The organism is Flavobacterium sp. EDS (assembly GCF_020991525.1).
Lineage (GTDB): Bacteria > Bacteroidota > Bacteroidia > Flavobacteriales > Flavobacteriaceae > Flavobacterium.
This window is the reverse complement of record NZ_JAJMOZ010000009.1, coordinates 30292-45394: the sequence shown is the minus strand read 5'-3', so window position 1 is coordinate 45394 and position 15103 is coordinate 30292. Positions and strand designations below refer to the sequence as shown.

The 15103-nt window shown below is 32.1% G+C and carries 14 protein-coding genes; 11 read left to right on the top strand and 3 right to left on the bottom strand.

The genetic code is table 11. From position 1 onward, the window contains the following. The first annotated feature begins 14 nt into the window (after window positions 1-14). The 5 genes from LPB87_RS13790 to LPB87_RS13770 all read left to right on the top strand — a co-directional run bounded on the left by LPB87_RS13790 (window position 15) and on the right by LPB87_RS13770 (window position 3841). Window positions 15-428: a hypothetical protein gene (locus tag LPB87_RS13790; protein WP_230728269.1), complete on the top strand. Its 414-nt coding sequence runs from the start codon at window positions 15-17 to the stop codon at window positions 426-428. Between the two features lie 216 nt (window positions 429-644). Next, window positions 645-1025, top strand: coding sequence for a hypothetical protein (locus LPB87_RS13785; protein WP_230728268.1), 381 nt, complete (start codon window positions 645-647; stop codon window positions 1023-1025). Between the two features lie 55 nt (window positions 1026-1080). Continuing rightward, window positions 1081-2100 carry a TQO small subunit DoxD gene (locus LPB87_RS13780; RefSeq protein WP_230728267.1) on the top strand — a complete coding sequence of 340 codons (1020 nt, stop codon included), beginning with the start codon at window positions 1081-1083 and terminating at the stop codon, window positions 2098-2100. Between the two features lie 345 nt (window positions 2101-2445). After that, window positions 2446-2838, top strand: a complete 393-nt coding sequence (locus LPB87_RS13775) for a VOC family protein (protein WP_230728266.1) — start codon at window positions 2446-2448, stop codon at window positions 2836-2838. A gap of 301 nt (window positions 2839-3139) precedes the next feature. Next, window positions 3140-3841, top strand: a complete 702-nt coding sequence (locus LPB87_RS13770) for a DUF4328 domain-containing protein (RefSeq protein WP_230728265.1) — start codon at window positions 3140-3142, stop codon at window positions 3839-3841. 20 nt (window positions 3842-3861) lie between these two features. Here the strand turns inward: LPB87_RS13770 and LPB87_RS13765 are convergent, their stop codons facing one another. Together LPB87_RS13765 and LPB87_RS13760 are read right to left on the bottom strand one after the other, a co-directional pair. After that, window positions 3862-4251, bottom strand: coding sequence for a DUF1634 domain-containing protein (locus LPB87_RS13765; RefSeq protein ID WP_230728264.1), 390 nt, complete (start codon window positions 4249-4251; stop codon window positions 3862-3864). A gap of 4 nt (window positions 4252-4255) precedes the next feature. After that, window positions 4256-5092, bottom strand: a complete 837-nt coding sequence (locus LPB87_RS13760) for a sulfite exporter TauE/SafE family protein (RefSeq protein WP_230728263.1) — start codon at window positions 5090-5092, stop codon at window positions 4256-4258. A 187-nt stretch (window positions 5093-5279) separates the two neighbouring features. Here LPB87_RS13760 and LPB87_RS13755 point away from each other — a divergent pair, with 187 nt between their 5' ends. From LPB87_RS13755 to LPB87_RS13735, 5 genes are all read left to right on the top strand, one after another. Beyond that, complete coding sequence (locus LPB87_RS13755) at window positions 5280-5951, top strand: response regulator transcription factor (RefSeq protein ID WP_230728262.1); 672 nt, start codon at window positions 5280-5282, stop codon at window positions 5949-5951. 2 nt (window positions 5952-5953) lie between these two features. Beyond that, window positions 5954-7312, top strand: a complete 1359-nt coding sequence (locus LPB87_RS13750) for a HAMP domain-containing sensor histidine kinase (RefSeq protein WP_230728261.1) — start codon at window positions 5954-5956, stop codon at window positions 7310-7312. Window positions 7313-7409: 97 nt separating this feature from the next. Continuing rightward, window positions 7410-8696 carry a TolC family protein gene (locus LPB87_RS13745; protein ID WP_230728260.1) on the top strand — a complete coding sequence of 429 codons (1287 nt, stop codon included), beginning with the start codon at window positions 7410-7412 and terminating at the stop codon, window positions 8694-8696. Between the two features lie 52 nt (window positions 8697-8748). Then, window positions 8749-9837 (top strand): efflux RND transporter periplasmic adaptor subunit, encoded by a 1089-nt coding sequence (locus LPB87_RS13740; protein WP_230728259.1) that lies wholly within the window; start codon window positions 8749-8751, stop codon window positions 9835-9837. 37 nt (window positions 9838-9874) lie between these two features. Beyond that, window positions 9875-12979 carry a CusA/CzcA family heavy metal efflux RND transporter gene (locus LPB87_RS13735; RefSeq protein ID WP_230728258.1) on the top strand — a complete coding sequence of 1035 codons (3105 nt, stop codon included), beginning with the start codon at window positions 9875-9877 and terminating at the stop codon, window positions 12977-12979. A 242-nt stretch (window positions 12980-13221) separates the two neighbouring features. Here the strand turns inward: LPB87_RS13735 and LPB87_RS13730 are convergent, their stop codons facing one another. Next, window positions 13222-14049, bottom strand: coding sequence for a helix-turn-helix transcriptional regulator (locus LPB87_RS13730; protein ID WP_230728257.1), 828 nt, complete (start codon window positions 14047-14049; stop codon window positions 13222-13224). Window positions 14050-14150: 101 nt separating this feature from the next. On the opposite strand from LPB87_RS13730, the gene LPB87_RS13725 reads away from it, so the two are divergent. Beyond that, on the top strand, window positions 14151-15080 hold the full coding sequence (locus LPB87_RS13725; protein ID WP_230728256.1) for a 2-dehydropantoate 2-reductase: 930 nt from the start codon (window positions 14151-14153) through the stop codon (window positions 15078-15080). The last annotated feature ends 23 nt before the right edge of the window (window positions 15081-15103 follow it).

Below are 15103 nucleotides of genomic sequence, written 5' to 3'. Positions count from 1 at the left end.
CCTAAACTAGCTCCATGAAAACAAACCATGTGTTTTATATTACAATCATCCTGTTCTCATTTCTGTTTACATCATGTATAGAACAGAATTCCGATGATCCAAATGAAGTATATCAATTGTGGTCAGGGCGCGAACCCGAAAAGGATGTAAAAATACTGAACGGACAATATTGGCAGTCAGCACATTTTACACTAGAGTATAAAATGTACATGGAACTATATACAACGCCTGAATGGCTTAAAGAATTTATCAAAATAAACAAACTAGAAGTTCACACCTCAGAAATTTATTTACCCGATGATGCTCCTTCATGGTTCCAACCTAAAATCGGCTTAAAGGCTTTTTCATCTCCCGAAGATCTACAAGGTTCAATTTATTTTATAGATTTAAAAACTGGGTATTTACTTTTTCATGAAATCCAATTATAAGAAATCTATTTTGGATAACTTTAAGCTTTAAGTCAATGCATTAAAATTTCTACTAAATTTTTCATGCAAAGACACCAAGTCGTTAAGTTAGCAACACTTTCTCTGTGTCTTTGCGCCTTTGCGAGAGATATATTCAGTACAATATTTAAAGCATTTTTTTACTTAATGCTTTTATACTTTAGCAAAAAGCAAAACAAAAGCATATCTTTGAAAAATATGAAAAACAAACGAACCTATCCTAAAAAAATGCGACTTGTCGTAATACTACTTGCTGTGGTGTTTGCGCTTGCTCCGTGTTCGGTAAAAAGTTCTTTGTTTTCTGTTTTTGACATTGAGTATTTTCAGACGCTTAATAAGAACCAAACTACCCCAACAGGAGTTTCTTATTGCGAAGTACAAGAATCAAGCGTTAATCAATCTGAAAGTAGCGTTGAGAAGCTTAAGAAACAAATTCCTGTTTTACCCGTTTCTGTTTCTCAAAATCAAATTTTATTAGCAACAGCATTACATAAAAAACATATTTATGTAAATGTTGCCACTGTAAACACTCCCCCTTTGTATATTTTATACAAACGATTAAAATCCGATTTGGCATAATCCCAAACAATCGCGTTTTATTTATTATCGTTTTTTAAAATTAAAATATACACTTATGAAAAATATTCATACGAATCAGTCATATAATTTGGCTGGTCTTTTTACGCTTTCTATTAGGCTTGTTATTGGTTGGACATACTTTTCTGCGTTTTGGAGAAGGCTTATTCTCGAGAACAAACTAATCCAAGATGAAGCAGGATATATTGGTGAAAAATTCAATCATTTCCTTCCCAATGCTTTAGGAATAAAACCCATAATCGAATATTTAGTTACAAATCCCGAAGCGCTCTGGTGGTCTATGGTTAGTTTCACCATTATCGAAGCTATTGTAGGATTACTAATTATGTTAGGATTCTTTACCCGATTAATGAGCTTTGGAGTATTTAGTTTAGCCATGGGAATTTTATTAGGTTCTGGCTGGATTGGTACCACTTGCTTAGACGAATGGCAAATTGGAGTTTTAGGAATTGCTTGTGGATTTACTCTCTTTTTAAGCGGAAGCGGTTCTTATTCTCTAGACAATTACTTCATGAATAAAAATTATGGTTTCACTAAAACAAAATGGTTCTCATGGCTTGGTTCAGGACCACTTTCTATTCCTAAGCTTAAACCAATTGTTCTAGTTGGATCATTACTAATATTAGCACTTACATTATTTACGAATCAATACTTTCACGGTGGCGTATTTGGAAAATTGCATAACAAATCGGTAAAGCCTAAAGTAGAAATTAGCGATGCAACTATAAAAAATAATGCCTTACAATTTCAAATATATCGTACAGAAGGTGTTGATGTTTATGGTTCGTTTTTAATTGGAATTCAGCTAAAGAATGAACAAGGAGAAATTATCTTGGATTTAAAAGGAGAAGATTTGGCTAAATTTCCTAAAAAAGACATAGCCAACAAATACGTTACAAAAGTAAAACCTGGTAAACACAGTTTGATAATTCCGCTTGGCGCAAAAGCAATTCTGAATTTTGATTTAACGAATTATCATTTGCAAAAAAACATTAATTATACTATAATCCTCACCGACATTAGCGGAACAGAATGGACTAGTAAAGTGACTAATTAATTTGTAAATAATTTTAGGTTTGGCGGAATGGTAACTTATTTTTTATTTGTATTTTCGTACATTAAAAAATCTATTTATTTCTATTTCCGTCAAGCTTTTTCTAATTTAGATGTATTGGTCTTAACTATTATAAATTCGTTATTTAAAATTAATTTCAACGCATAGAAATATAGATTTTGTACTCTCGAAAAGACGTATCACTTATTCAAAAATACAAAGCTAGAGCTAGCTATGTGGAAGAAATATATTTCTTTTTGTATTCTATTTTACGTATAAAAACTATGTTTCTATGTGTTTAATGAGATACACTTAACACATTATTATAAAAATTAAAAAAAATTAAAAATGGTAAAATTCGGTTATACAATATTATATGTTAACGATGTAAGTAAATCAATTTCATTTTATGAAAATGCCTTTGGTTTTACGAGAAAATTTATAACTCCCGAAAATGATTACGGAGAACTTAGTACTGGGGAAACTATAATTTCATTTGCATCAAAAGAATTAGCTAATTCTAATTTAAAAAAAGGTTTTATAGAAAGTGATTTAACCAATAAACCTTTTGCTACCGAATTGGGTTTTATAACCGATAATGTAGAAGAAGTACTTGTAAAATCTAAAGAAGCTGGCGCTGCCATTTTGCAAGAAGCAAAGCAAAAACCTTGGGGACAAACGGTTGCTTATATAAGAGATATTGATGGGTTTTTAATCGAGATTTGTACTCCGATGGGGTAAATATTAGTAACAAAAAATTTTAATTCATCAATCAATTACTCACAAAATAGCCACAATCTTGTCACCCTGACGAAGGAAGGGTCTCATCAAGTAGCTCTACAAAAATTATGGAGTTTCTTACGGAGATTTACTACGTCTATTCACTACCGCTCGAGTCTCTTTCATCGGAATGACAAAATTATCTAAAATCAAGTTATTTCAAAACATAAATTTGAATAACAAATAAATTTAACTAGTAATTATAATACAAAATAGAATATATTCGCTCTGTTAAAAAACCAACCAAACCAAAGTGAAAATAATGGAAGAATTAAGACCTAATGAGCAAAGGGCAAAAAATGCAATGTTATTAATATGGATTGTTTTATCAATTAATATTGTTTCATTAATTTCAAACTTTCTACAATACAATTTACTTCATACTGTAGCAAATGGAGGTTTTATAACTCCAGATGAAGCAAATGCAAATGATAGCACCCAACAAATTATTCTAATCATTTACTTGATTTTTTTCATTATTTCTGGAGTCACTTTTATACAATGGTTTAGACGTGCTTATTATAATCTTCATTTAAAAGTTGACAACTTATCACATAGCGAAGGCTGGGCAGCAGGATGTTGGTTTGTTCCAATTATATCTCTATATAGACCGCTACAAATAATGAAAGAACTATATAATGATACCGATTTTTACTTATCTAAAAAAGGAATAAACATTGGTGAAAATTTCACAACTGGAGCATTGACTCTATGGTGGACACTCTGGATTATTAATAATGTCCTAGGACAAATCATTTATAGATATACCGCAGATGCAACATCTATAGATCAATTAACTACAAGTACAATTCTGAATATTATAGATAAAGTTATCGAAATACCATTGGCTTTAATTACTATAAAAATTATCAAAGATTATTCTCAAATTGAGCCATTATTGATTGAAACTGAAGAGAGTAAAAAACAGCTAGAACCAACACCCATTTTGGTAGAGTCAAATTAGTTATGTCTTCTTTAAAACCATCAATGAGAAAATCCTAAAGAAACACTTACCAGAATAATAAAAATTACAATTAGAGTAATTACTACGTACAAATAATCTTTCTCTAATAAAAAAGAGAATAGTGATAATAATACACGTAATACTGGAGTAAGAAAAAGTAGTATTACTCCAAAAAATATTATTGATTCACCATTACCCTGAATAACTCCGTTATAAATTTCTGTAATTACTTCAAAGATGTTTCTGTCATTTTCTTTAAATACCGAATAGTCTTCGATATCACCGCCATGATTCATTAAATAAATAATTCCGCCAATAAAAGCTACTGATAATGAAATCCATACTCCGTAACGCAATAAGTTCCCTATAATGGATTGAAAATCTTTTTCTCCAAATTTTTCGTGTGTCATAACCTTAGATTTTTCCATTAAGTCCATTATAAATCATATTTATTGCAAGCACAAAAATAAGACAGGCAAAAAAGATACGAAGCTTTTTAGGATTTGTTTTAACTAATAATTTGGCTCCAGCCATAGCCCCAAATAACACGCCTATTACTACAGGCATACATATTCCGGGTTCGATATATCCTTTTTGAATATAAATTACTGAACTTGCCATTGCTGTAACTCCCATCATAAAATTACTGGTTGTGGTAGAAACTTTAAACGGAATTCGCATGATATTATCCATTGCAATTACTTTAAAAGCACCAGAGCCTATTCCAAGTAATCCTGACATCATACCAGCAATCCCCATCATACTAAATCCTCCCACAACATTTTTTGTTCCATAGCTAATCACTTCTCCATCATGTGCAGGATAAGTTCCTTGCAATTTCAGTTTTTTAGCCAATAGACTTGACTCTAAAACAATATGTTCTTCCTTTTTTCGCAATGAATTAATAGCCGAGAAAATTAATGTAAGTCCAAATAAAACAGCAATAAAAGATGTTGGTGCAATTGTAGAAAGTAGTGCGCCACCAACAGCACCAATAGTAGTTGCAATCTCAAGAAAAATTCCCAAACGCATATTGGTAATTCCCTCTCTAACATAGGCTGCTGCTGAACCCGATGAAGTTGCAATTACCGATACCAGAGCGGCTCCTATAGCATAATGGATATCGACTCCTAAAACAACTGTTAATAAAGGGATAATGATTATTCCGCCGCCTAAACCTGATAATGAACCTATAAAACCTGCCAAAAAAGCACCAAAAAGCATTATCAGTGTAAATGTAAGTACTGTCATTCGAATGTATTTATATCGCCCCTAATTTACGAATTGATATTAATTATTTAAGAATTCTATTTCATAACAAAATATTAAAAAAACCTCAGCGTGATTATAACGTTGAATTTTAATAGTACATTCCCACAATTAAGTGCTATTTTTGATAATCTTTGTAATTATAGTACATACAAGAAACAACTATTATATGAATGTTTTACTTATTGAGGACGATAAACGCATAAGCGAATTTATAGTAAAGGGTTTAGAAGAAAACAATTTCACAGTGCATTTAGCCGAAACTGGAGAGATCGCCCGAGACTTACTTCAAGAAAATACTTGGGATATTATCCTAATGGATATTATGCTTCCTGGTATTGATGGCATTCAGTTAACCAAATTAATGCGTTTTAAAAAAATCCATACTCCCATATTGATGCTTAGCGCACTTAGTAATACCGATGATAAAGTGAATGCTTTAGATTCTGGAGCCGATGATTATCTGGTGAAGCCTTTTCATTTTCAGGAGTTAATCTCAAGAGTTAATGCACTAACCCGAAGAACTAAATTTAATTATAACAAGGTCGAAACATTATACACCTGTGGAAGCTTAACCATAAATCCTGAAGAACATAAAGTTACCGAAAATAATGTACCTATTGATTTATCGCCAAGAGAATATAAATTGCTATTGTTTTTGCTAGAAAATAGAAATAAAGTAATGTCAAGAACCCAAATATTAAATGCCGTTTGGGGAATTAATTATGATAATAATACCAATGTGGTTGATGTTTATATTTCATATTTAAGAAACAAAATCGAACAAAACCATAAATTTATCCACACCATAAAAGGAACAGGATATATGATTAAAGAATAGTCATGAAAATACGCAACCGATTTACATTAATATCTTCATTTACGTTTAGCATTGTATTTATAATTGCTTCGATTATAACATACTTATCATTTTATAGCTATTCTGAAAAGATAATGTATAACGAACTGCAAAAAACGTGTTTACTTACAGGAATTTTCTATTTAGAAAAAGATGAACTGCCAGAAAATCAACATTTAATCATCGGGCAGCAATTCAAAGAAAATTCTTTGGAAATAGTAACCCGCGTTTACAACAAGCAAAACGAAGTAGTTTATGGTGAAAAAGAACACGATAAAAATATAACTCCTGAAAGGCTCGATTATATTCGAAAGAATAGAAAATTAAGTTTTAAATCAAAACATCACTTTTATTTTGGAAGCTATTACCGTGACAATCAAGGTGATTTTGTAGTTTTTGTCAAAAAAAACGATGTTGAATTTAAAACTATCACCAACCGATTGTTAATCATCATGGTACTGGTTTTAATCATTGGACTCATACTGATATACATGGTTAGCCGTAAGTTATCAAACCTTGCTTACAGTCCGATTAAAAATATTGTAGATCAGGTAAACGAAATTGAGGCTTCGTCACTAGATCGACATATTATATCTCCAAATACCAAAGACGAAATACAAGAGCTTATAGAAACCTATAATAATTTATTTAAGCGTTTATCGGATACATTTGTAATTCAAAAAAACTTCATCAATTATGTTTCCCATGAATTTAAAACGCCTTTAACAGCCATATCGGGAAATTTAGAAGTATTTGCACAAAAAGAAAGAACAAGTGCTGAGTACAAAGAAATGTCTGAAAAAGTATTAGAAAATGTCTATCAAATAGAAGATACTCTCAATACGCTTATGATGCTATCCGGGCTCAGAGACAATACCGAACTCAATGAAGTTTTTAGAGTCGATGAATTAGTATGGGATATTAATGACCAATTGCCAGAGGTACATAAACTAAAGGATTCTCAAATTCAAATCGCACTAGAAGTTACTAATGATAAATTACTTTCGATAAAAGGAAATAGCAATGAAATTAAAATTGCTTTGTATAATATCATAGAAAATGCCGTGAAATACTCGAATGGTAATCCTATAAAAATAAGCTTATTACAACAGGATAATCAATTAAAAATTGTAATCGAAGACCACGGAACTGGTATCAGTGAAAACGACTTAAAGTTTATCAAACAAACCTTTTACAGAGGCAAAAATGTTGATGATATAAAAGGCAGCGGTGTAGGACTTTCTTTGGCAAACATTATCTTCAAGCAAAATAATATTCATTTTGCAATTACTTCCAAAAAAGACGAAGGAACAACGGTAACATTACTATTTCCGCCACTCTAATCGTTTTCTAATGTTAGTCTAATCCTCTTTTAATATATATCAAATTATGATTTAATATGCCGCAACTAGCTTTGCATCATATTAAAAACAATATAATTTGAAACGTATAATCTTAACCCTACTCGTTATTGTATCACACAGAGGTGTGGCACAAATTACTACAATAAACGATACAATTGTTCTTTCTCGAACACAGGCCGAGGCTTTGTTTCTAGACAAGAACCTTTCTCTTATTTCCGAAAAACTAAACATCGACATTGCCGATGCACAAGTTATTCAGGCAAAATTATGGCCAAATCCAACTCTTAACGTAGGCGAGATAAATCTTTGGAAAAATGCTACAGTTGAAGATTTACCTCCAATGTTAGGGAATTTTGGAAGAACAACACAAGTTAATGTTGAGCTAGAACAACTTATCCAAACGGCAGGGAAAAGAAAAAAGATGATTGCCATGGAAAAAGTTGGTGTAGATATCGCCAAAGAATATTTTAAAACTTTTTTACGTAATCTAAAAATAGAGTTCAGAGGAAATCTAACCGAACTACAATTTGTGCAAGCGCAAGAAGCCGTTTATCAAAAACAGCTTTCTTCAATGCAAACATTACTCAAAGCATATAGCAATCAAGTTACGCAAGGAAATATTGGTAAAGGAGAATATATTAGATTAAAAGCTTCTGAATTGCAATTCTTAAAAGAAATAAGCGAACTCAAAAAAGAAAATAATTCATTGCAAAAAGAACTTAAAGTTCTTATGAATATGCCTGCTACAAGTTATATCAAAATTACCGATGAAGGCTTTGTTCCCGATAATAAAAACATCGATAACATAAACTTAGGCAATCTGTTGGCTTCGGCTATAGAAAACAGACCAGACATGAAAGTGCTTAAGCTGGAAAATGAATATAATACCAATAAGTACAAATACGAAAAAGCCATGCGAACGCCCGATGTAACTCTTGGTGTAACGTATGATCGTGCTTCAAATATAATGAAGGATTTTGTTGGAGTAGGATTCTCTATGGATCTCCCTTTTTTAAATAGAAATCAAGGAAATATAAAAGCCGCAAAAATAAGTATTGACCAAGGCAAGCTACTTACCGAAGAGAAAGCAATAAGCGTACAAGCAGAGGTACTGCAAGCCTATGAAGACTTAATTGTAACCAAAAAACTTTATGATAGTGTGGACTCTAGTTATGAAGGAGATTTAGACAAACTTTTAGAAAGTTATCGTAAAAACTTCATGCAACGAAATACTAGTATACTAGAATATCTAGATTTTGTAGAAGCCTATTTAGAAAACAAATCTATACTGCTAAATTCTAAAAAAGATCTGAATAAAAACCTTGAAGAACTACGCTATATAGCAGGTCAGGAAATTAATTAATTCTCCTAATCCAGAATACTGCACAAATTATCTAAAAATAACAACAAACATAATGAAGAAACATATTTTACTTCCTATCCTTGGATTAATGCTCGTTTACGGGTGTGAAAAAAAAGAAGCAATTAAAGATACAACAGATGAAAAATTTTGTATTGACAAAAATCTAAAAGAAAAAATTACTATCGATCCTGTACAAAAACGTACGGTTAGTGAATCCATAAATCTTACAGGAAATATTACCTATAATAATGATCATGTAGTACAATTTAATAGCCTTGTAGAAGGAATTATAACCAAAACTACTTTTTCATTAGGTGATTATGTGAAAAAAGGGCAAGTACTAGCAGAAATAAAAAGTACAGAGCTAAACGGTATGCAATCAGAAAGTAAATCATTGCAATCACAATTATCCGTTGCTCAACGTCAATTACAAGCAACAAAATCAATGTTTGATGATGGAATTGCTTCGCAAAAAGACTTAATGCAAGCACAAAGCGAATTAGATGTTTTAAAGTCTTCGTTAGAAAATGTAAAAGCAAACCTTGCCATGTTTAGTGCTAGCAGCGAAAGAGCCGTTTTTCAGATAAAAGCGCCAACAGAAGGATATGTTGTGGCTAAAAATATTAGTCCTGGAATGCAGATAACTGATGACAGCGAACCTCTTTTTACAATTTCTGATTTAAAAGAAATTTGGGTATTGGTAAATGTTTATACCAGTAATCTAAAAAACGTAACCGAAAACATGCTTGTAGATGTTACTACTCCAGCTTACCCTGGAGAAATATTTAAAGGAAAAATAACCATGCTTTCTAAAGTTTTTGATGCCGAAGAGCATGTACTAAAAGCCAGAATTGTAATGGAGAATAAAAATTTAAAATTAAAACCAGGAATGACAGCTGATATTGTTATCGATAAAAGCTTAGGAGGAGAAATGCTTGCTGCAGTTCCTGCAAAAGCGGCCATCTTTGATAATAATCGTAATTACATCTTAATCTATAAAGATGACTGCACAATCGAAACCAGAGAAATTAATCCTACCATAAAAAATAACAACTGGATTTATTTTGATAAAGGAGTTAACGAAGGAGAAAAGGTTATTACTAAAAATCACTTGTTAATTCACGAAAGATTAAAAAACTAAGTATCCTCCATAAAAACGGATAAACACAATACAAGACATGAAAAAATTTGTACAAGGTTTAGTAGCATTCTCGTTAAAAAACTCACTCATAGTGTTTTTCTTGACTGCAGTACTACTAGTAGCCGGAATAGTAAGCTATATCAATACGCCTATAGAAGCTTTTCCCGACGTAACCAATACCCGAGCAAGGATAATTACACAATGGCCAGGAAGAAGCGCCGAAGAAGTAGAAAAGTTTATTACACTTCCTATTTCCAAACAAATGAATACGATACCAAAAAAATCCGAAGTACGTTCTATTTCGCTTTTTGGGTTATCAGTTGTAACCGTATTATTTGATGATGATGTTGAGGATTTTTACGCACAGCAATATGCATCCAATCGCCTTAACGGATTAGATCTTCCAGAAGGTGCAGATGTAGATATTGAACCGCCATCCGGAGCAACAGGTGAAATATTTAGATATGTCATAAAAAGTGACCTACCAATTAAAGAAATAAAAGCCATTCAGGATTGGGTGATCGAAAGAGAACTGGTATCAGTTCCTGGAGTTGCCGATGTAGTAAGTTTTGGTGGAGAAGAGAAAATCTTCGAAATAAAAATTAACCCTACACAATTAGAAAATTATAATCTATCAGCACTTGATGTTTACGAAGCTGTCTCCAAAAGTAACGTAAACGTTGGTGGTGATGTAATCCAACGTGGTGATCAGGCATATGTAGTAAGAGGAGTTGGTCTTATCAATAAAATAGAAGATATTGGTAATATACTAATAGAAACCAAAGGGGCATCACCAATATTGGTAAAACACGTAGCCGAAGTTAAAATAGCGGCTAAACCAAGACTAGGACAGGTAGGCTTAGATGATGAAAATGATGTTGTAGAAGGTATTGTAATTATGCTTCGTGGAGAAAATCCAGGTGAAGTTATAAAGCGACTTAAAGATCGTTTAAACGAACTTAATGAAAGAGTACTGCCGGATAATGTAAAAATTGTTCCGTTTATAGACCGTACCGAGTTGGTAAACACAACTGTAAAAACGGTAACAAAAAACCTTGTTGAAGGAATATTACTAGTATCATTAATAGTATTTATTTTCCTTTACAATTGGCGTACATCATTAATTGTTGCATCGGTAATACCGCTTTCATTCTTATTCGCAATTATAATGTTACGAATACAAGGGTTACCAGCCAACTTAATATCTATGGGAGCTCTGGATTTTGGGCTGTTGCTCGAGGGAACCCTAGTCATAGTCGAACAGGTCTTTGTATCGCTGGAAAAGAAGGCACACAAAGTAGGTATGGAACGTTTTAACAAAATGAGTAAAATGGGGCTTATCAAGAAAAGTATTGGTAGTGTAGCTACTTATATTTTCTTTGCTCTAATCATTTTGATTGTAGCGCTTATGCCAATATTCTCTTTTAGTAAAGTAGAAGGAAAAATGTTCTCTCCCCTAGCTTTTACATTGAGTTATGCGCTATTAGGGTCATTAATTTTGTCACTTACCTACGTACCAGCAATGTGTAAAGTAATGTTGACAAAAAATATCGTTGAAAAAGAAAATATGATTTCGCGTTTCTTTAGAGAAAACCTATTTAAATTATTTAAATGGAGTACTCGAAATCGTAAAGCAACATTATACGGATTCTTGGTATTACTTGCTGTATGTTGTGCCAAATTTGCTTTTTATGGTTCCGAATTCATCCCGAAATTAAATGAAGGAGCGATCTATGTAAGAGCTACTTTGCCTAACAGTATAAATCTTGATGAAGCGGTACGTCTTACAAAAGAGATGAAAGAGAAAATAAGAAAATTTGAAGAAGTAAAATTTATACTTACGCAAACAGGAAGACCAAATGATGGAACTGATCCAACAGGTTTTTTTAATATCGAATTGCATATCGAATTGTTGCATCAGGATGAATGGAAACGTAAAATTAGCAAAGAGGACTTAATCGCCGAGATTAAAAAGGAGCTGGATGTGTATCCTGGAATTGGCTTTGGTTTTAGCCAACCTATTCAGGATAATGTAGAAGAATATGTCGCAGGTGTAAAAAGTCCTCTTGTTATAAAGATTTTCGGAAATGACTTATTTCAATTGGAAGAAATGGCAGCAAAAGTTGCTAAGTCAATCAAAGATGTAAAAGGAATAGAAGATATAAATGTATATAAAAATATAGGTTTACCAGAATTAAGAATTCAACTCCATGACGAAAAAATGGCGCGTTATGCTATTACAACTGCCGATGCGCAAGCAGTTATTCGAATGACAATTGGAGGACAAGCGGCAACCCAGTTTTATGATGACGAAAAGATATTTGATATTAGCATACGTTTCGAAAAAGAATACCGTGACTCAAAAGAAAAGATAGAAGATATTCTTATTCCAACCATGAATGGAAAAAAGGTCCCTTTAAAAGAAATCGCTACTGTAGAATATAAAACGGGTCCAACGTTTATATATCGTGAAGGAAACAGCCGTTATATAGCAGTAGGATTTAGTATCGAGGGCAGAGATTTAGGTAGCACAATTGAAGAAGCACAGAAAAAAGTGGCCGCCGAAGTAAAACTACCTAAAGAAAATGTAATGAAATGGGCAGGAGAATTTGAAAGTAAAGAAAGAGCATCTAAACAATTAGCGATGATTGTTCCAGTAGTACTAATTCTGATTTTATGTCTATTGTATTTCAATTTCGGTAATTTCAAAGATACTATGGTCGCAGTGAGTGCCATGCCATATGCTTTTATTGGAGGTTTCTTATCGTTATGGATAACAGGAACAGTGTTTGGAATATCAGCAGGAATCGGTTTCATTATACTCTTTGGAGTCAGCGCAATTGATAGTATTGTCCTCATCGGAATCATCCAAGAGAATATGCGATCCGGAATGCATTTAAAGGATGCAATATCGAATGGTATTTATGCCAGAATACGTCCTATTGTAATGATTGCACTTATGGGATCTCTTGGATTATTACCTGCGGCATTATCTACAGGAATGGGATCAGAGGTACAAAAACCATTGGCAATTATGATTGTAGGAGGGCTAATTGTTTGTATGATATTATCTTTAACAGTATTACCACAAGTATTTTATCTAGTGTATCGCAAAAAAGATATGAGCAATACAGATTCATAATCACAATAATTTAAATTTCTAAAACACCTTTAAGCGTAATGTTTAAAGGTGTTTTTTTTAAAATTAGATTGTCTAGAAATGAAACGCGGATTAAACGAATCTCTTTAATAATGAAACTAAAAAATCCGTATCGTGTTCCTTTATCGCATACTAAACATGCACTGCTATACACCTCTACAAAAAACCTTTGTAACTTTGTAACTCTGCACCTCTGCACCTTTGAACCTTTTAACCTTAAATACTTAAATCCTCTTCCTAAACTCAGATGGAGAAACTCCGGTACTTCGCATAATGAATTTATTAAAATGACTGCTATCTATAAAACCCAAATCATTGCTAATTTCTGAAAAAGTCAAATTGCTTTTACTCAATTTTTCAGTTACTACCTTCAGTTTGGTTTGTACAATATAATCTCTTAAAGTAATATTTAAATGAGTTTTAAAATATTCACCAATATAATGTATAGAAACATTAAAATAGCTGGCCATTTCTTTTTTCTTTAGCAAATGTGGATTAGCAATATTAAAACGAATATAGCTTAGAATAGTATCTATCTTAAGAACCTCAGTAGTTTGGATATTTATATCGCTTTCATTTACGCTCGCATTCCTTCTAATTATTTGAATAAGTGACATCATCAAACTCTTGATTATAATTTCGTTCTGCCCCTTTTGCTTAGCTACTTCATCTAATATTTTTAAAATCACCAATTCACAAAATGTCTTATCATCATCTGGCAAAATCAAATTTCCTTTGAGCTGATTGTGGTAATAAAATAATTTTTCAATTTCTTCAATTTCACTCCTATTCGAAAAAAAATTAGGCAAGAAACGCAAGCAATGAAACTTTGTAGGTTCTAATGTTTTAAAAGAATGGTAATCTTTTGGCGTAAGCAAATAAATATCATGCTGTTTATAATTATGATGAATTGAATTAAGAATATGATTGCCTGTGCCATACTCAATATATAACAGCTCAAAAAAGTTATGCCTATGCACCTCTTTCTTCCAAGTTAATTCTTCAACCGAATAAATTTCGAAATCTTTATATATAAAAAAAGTGTTATTCATAATCCTTAAATTATACAAATATAACCTATAATTTTACATCAATATATAAATACAAACCTATTTACTTTGTATCAATAACCTAAAACGGTAAATACTAAAAGATGAACTCAGATACAATAAAAATAGGAATTCTTGGGATTGGTGGAATCGGCGGATTTGTAGGCGCACCATTGGCAAAAAAGTACAAAGACAGTACAACCCAAATTATATTCATTTGCAGAGGCGCAACTAAAAATGCCATCCAAAAAAGCGGATTAATATTTGAATCTAAAGGGACTAAAGAAACTATATTTCCCGATTTAGTATCAGATGATCCAACAGAAATTGGAATCTTAGATGTATTGATTGTTACCAGCAAATCTTATTCATTAAGCGAAATCCTAACTACTTATAAAGATTGCATAGGTACTAATACCATAATAATCACTTTGCAGAATGTTGTAAATGCTAGAGAAATTATTCATGAAACATTGCCCGAATTAGGGCAAATTATGGAAGGTTGTATTTATGTAGCCTCAAATGTTAAAAACCCAGGACATATTCAGCATATTGGAGGACCAGGAAAAATTTTCGTTGGAGGAGAAAAAGAGAATAAATGGCTAATAGATCTATTAACAACAGGAGGTTTAGACATAGCTTATGTAGCTGATATTAATCAGATACTTTGGAAAAAATACTTATTTGTAGCTCCAGTTGCTGCAATAACTTCAGCTTACAAAGTCACTTTTGGGCAACTCTTAGAAGATAAAAATCTAATGCATATTCTAGAAAATATGATGATCGAGATTCAGTCACTTGCACGCAAAAATAATATCAACCTGACGAAAGAAGATATCGAAACCTCAAAAGATTTATTGACTAAATTTCCATTTGAGTCCAAATCATCTTTACAATTGGATTTTGAAAACAACAATCAAACTGAAAAAGCTTTCTTAGTAGATTACGTCATCGAAAATTGCACTAAAAACGGAATCCCAACTCCCTTTTACGAAAGTGTCAACGAAAGAATTATTTTGCAAAGTCAGCACTAAGATTAATTTTGAATAGATTTCTG

What these genes read in the sequence shown, in the direction of transcription:
- LPB87_RS13790 (WP_230728269.1), top strand. Translation starts at nt 15, where the DNA reads ATGAAAACAAACCATGTGTTTTATATTACAATCATCCTGTTCTCATTT.
- LPB87_RS13785 (WP_230728268.1), top strand. Translation starts at nt 645, where the DNA reads ATGAAAAACAAACGAACCTATCCTAAAAAAATGCGACTTGTCGTAATA.
- LPB87_RS13780 (WP_230728267.1), top strand. Translation starts at nt 1,081, where the DNA reads ATGAAAAATATTCATACGAATCAGTCATATAATTTGGCTGGTCTTTTT.
- LPB87_RS13775 (WP_230728266.1), top strand. Translation starts at nt 2,446, where the DNA reads ATGGTAAAATTCGGTTATACAATATTATATGTTAACGATGTAAGTAAA.
- LPB87_RS13770 (WP_230728265.1), top strand. Translation starts at nt 3,140, where the DNA reads ATGGAAGAATTAAGACCTAATGAGCAAAGGGCAAAAAATGCAATGTTA.
- LPB87_RS13765 (WP_230728264.1), bottom strand. Translation starts at nt 4,251, where the DNA reads ATGACACACGAAAAATTTGGAGAAAAAGATTTTCAATCCATTATAGGG.
- LPB87_RS13760 (WP_230728263.1), bottom strand. Translation starts at nt 5,092, where the DNA reads ATGACAGTACTTACATTTACACTGATAATGCTTTTTGGTGCTTTTTTG.
- LPB87_RS13755 (WP_230728262.1), top strand. Translation starts at nt 5,280, where the DNA reads ATGAATGTTTTACTTATTGAGGACGATAAACGCATAAGCGAATTTATA.
- LPB87_RS13750 (WP_230728261.1), top strand. Translation starts at nt 5,954, where the DNA reads ATGAAAATACGCAACCGATTTACATTAATATCTTCATTTACGTTTAGC.
- LPB87_RS13740 (WP_230728259.1), top strand. Translation starts at nt 8,749, where the DNA reads ATGAAGAAACATATTTTACTTCCTATCCTTGGATTAATGCTCGTTTAC.
- LPB87_RS13735 (WP_230728258.1), top strand. Translation starts at nt 9,875, where the DNA reads ATGAAAAAATTTGTACAAGGTTTAGTAGCATTCTCGTTAAAAAACTCA.
- LPB87_RS13730 (WP_230728257.1), bottom strand. Translation starts at nt 14,049, where the DNA reads ATGAATAACACTTTTTTTATATATAAAGATTTCGAAATTTATTCGGTT.
- LPB87_RS13725 (WP_230728256.1), top strand. Translation starts at nt 14,151, where the DNA reads ATGAACTCAGATACAATAAAAATAGGAATTCTTGGGATTGGTGGAATC.